The 2,580-nt window shown below is 66.5% G+C and carries 2 protein-coding genes and 1 pseudogene; 2 read left to right on the forward strand and 1 reads right to left on the reverse strand.

All coding sequences use genetic code 11. The features are described 5' to 3' along the window. Positions 1 to 609: glycine cleavage T C-terminal barrel domain-containing protein (locus ACFQEU_RS14305; RefSeq protein ID WP_379783246.1), on the forward strand; the 609-nt coding region annotated here is incomplete at its 5' end. 52 nt (positions 610 to 661) lie between these two features. Next, positions 662 to 2,377: a tRNA uridine(34) 5-carboxymethylaminomethyl modification radical SAM/GNAT enzyme Elp3 gene (locus ACFQEU_RS14310; protein WP_379783248.1), complete on the forward strand. Its 1,716-nt coding sequence runs from the start codon at positions 662 to 664 to the stop codon at positions 2,375 to 2,377. Positions 2,378 to 2,492: 115 nt separating this feature from the next. On the opposite strand, the pseudogene ACFQEU_RS14315 reads toward ACFQEU_RS14310, so the two are convergent. Beyond that, positions 2,493 to 2,580 (reverse strand): annotated as a pseudogene (locus tag ACFQEU_RS14315) (IS6 family transposase); the annotation flags it as partial.

Below are 2,580 nucleotides of genomic sequence, written 5' to 3' on the forward strand. Positions count from 1 at the left end.
GACCGGGTCGTCGACCGCTCGCGGTTCGAGGCGACGACAGCGACCGTCGGCGGCGTCCCGAGCTGGGTCGCTCGGACGGGATACACCGGCGAGGACGGCTTCGAAGTCATGTGCCCCGCGAGTCAGGCCGACGCGGTCTGGTCGGCGTTCGTCGGCGAACCGACGGCCGCACAGCCCTGTGGGCTCGGCGCGCGCGACACCCTCAGAACCGAGATGGGGTTTCTCCTCTCGGGACAGGACTTCGACCCCGAGAGCGAACCACGGACCCCATACGAGGCGGGGATCGGGTTCGTCGTGAAACTCGACACCGAGTTCGTGGGTCGAGACGCGCTCGAAACCCAGCGGGAGTCCGGTGGGCCAACGGAGACGTTTACCGGGATCAAACTCCTCGACCGCGGCGTCCCACGCAACGGCTACGCGGTGACCGACGGCGACCTGACCCGAGTGGGCCACCTCACCTCGGGGACGATGAGCCCGACGCTCGGCGAACCGATCGGGCTGGGGTACCTCCACGAGTCGTACGCCGAACCGGGGACCGAGGTGAGCGTCGTCGTCCGCGGGGACGAGAAGCGCGCCGAGGTCGTCGAGCCGCCGTTCCTCGACCGGTGACTGCGGGAGCCGCCCGACACGCTTAACACCGGAACCCGTCGAAAGGCGTGTAATGAGTACCGACGCGCCGAGCGACGCGGAGTCCGGGTCCGACGCCGAGTCGGCCGCGTTCGTCGCCACGTGTGAGGCGCTCGTCGAGCGGATCCTCGACGGCGAGATCGACCGCGACGACCTCGAGTCCGCCAAGCTCGACGCCTGCTCCGAGTTCTCCTCGCCGAAGGTGCCGAAGAACACGGAGATCCTCGATCACGCACCCGACGAGGCGCGCGACGAGGTGATCGCGGTGGTCCAGCGCAAGCCGGTGCGGACCGCCTCCGGCGTCTCGCCGGTCGCGATCATGACCTCGCCGAAGCTCTGTCCGCACGGCAAGTGTCTCTACTGCCCCGGCGGTCCCGCCTCGGAGTTCTCCTCCGCACAGTCATACACCGGCCACGAGCCCGCCGCGGCCCGCGGGAAACAGAACGACTACGACCCGTACGGACAGGTGACGCTCCGGCTCGAACAGCTCCGCAAGATCGGCCACCCGGTCGACAAGGTCGAGCTGATACTGATGGGCGGGACGATGACGGCGCGCTCACACGACTACCAGGAGTGGTTCGTCAAGCGCGCGCTGCAGGCGATGAACGACTACGACCTCGAGAAGGACCCCGAACCCGCGGAAGGGGAGTCGTTCGCGCCCGCTCCGGACGACGTCGAGTTCGAGTACCTGGAGGACGTGATCGCCGAGAACGAGACGAACCCGATCCGCAACATCGGGACGACGTTCGAGACCAAGCCGGACTGGTGTGACCCCGAACAGATCGACCGGATGCTCGACCTCGGCGGCACCAAAGTCGAGGTCGGCGTCCAGACCACCTACGAACGGATCAATCGCGAGATGCACCGCGGCCACGGCAACGCCGCCTCCCGGGACGCCAACCGCCGGCTTCGCGACGCCGCGTTCAAAGTCGGCTTCCACATGATGCCGGGGCAGCCGGGGATGACGCGGGAGATGTGTCTCGAGGACTTCCGGCAGCTGTTCGAGAATCCCGACTGGCGGCCGGACTACCTGAAGATCTACCCGACTCTCGTCGTCGAGGGGACCCGGGTGTACGACCGATGGCACCGTGACGACTTCGACCCGCTCACCAGCGAGGAGGCGGCCGACCTAGTCGCCGAGATCATGGGGATGATCCCGAAATACACGCGGCTCCAGCGCGTCCAGCGCGACATCCCCGCCGACTTCATCGACGCCGGCGTCCAGAAGTCGAACCTCCGCCAGCTCGCGAGCCAGCGGGCCGCGGACCGGGGGATCACCCAACGGGACATTCGGGCCCGCGAAGTCGGTCACAACGACGACGACCCCGATCCCGATGATGTCGAGCTGGATGTCCTCACTTACGAGGTCGCGGGCGGGACGGAGCGGTTCATCTCCTTCGAGGACCCCGTGCGGGACCTGTTAGTCGGGTTCTGCCGGCTCCGGTTCCCCTCTTTCGCGGACGGGCAGCCGGGGACGCCCGGGACGGAGACGGACGCGATCCGGCCCGAGCTGGCGGACGCCGCGCTCGTCCGCGAACTCCACGTGTACGGTAACGAAGTCGCCATCGGCGCTGAGGGCGACTGGCAACACCAGGGGTACGGCCGTCGGCTGCTCGAACACGCCGAAGAGCTGGCCCGCGAGGCCGGTTTCCGGAAGGTCGCGGTCATCTCCGGGATCGGGGCGCGCGAGTACTACCGGAACGAGCTCGACTACCACCAGGACGGGCCGTACGTGTCGAAGCGGCTGTGATGGGCGGCGTCGGTAGTTCAGTTAATACGTACTTCCATCGCGATGAGGTTCCGCTTGTTCAACACTTATATTCACTCAACCGTATTATGTGTTACCCTGCTTCACGGGGTAGTGTTCAGATAAGCTGATTCCATGCGAATGCGAACGATTTGAGCCACTCGTCAGCAGTTTCTGCTTCGGCGTTGCTGAAACAGTTTGAGAAA

It is taken from the genome of Halorubrum tibetense (assembly GCF_042661865.1).
In the GTDB taxonomy this organism is placed as follows: domain Archaea; phylum Halobacteriota; class Halobacteria; order Halobacteriales; family Haloferacaceae; genus Halorubrum; species Halorubrum tibetense.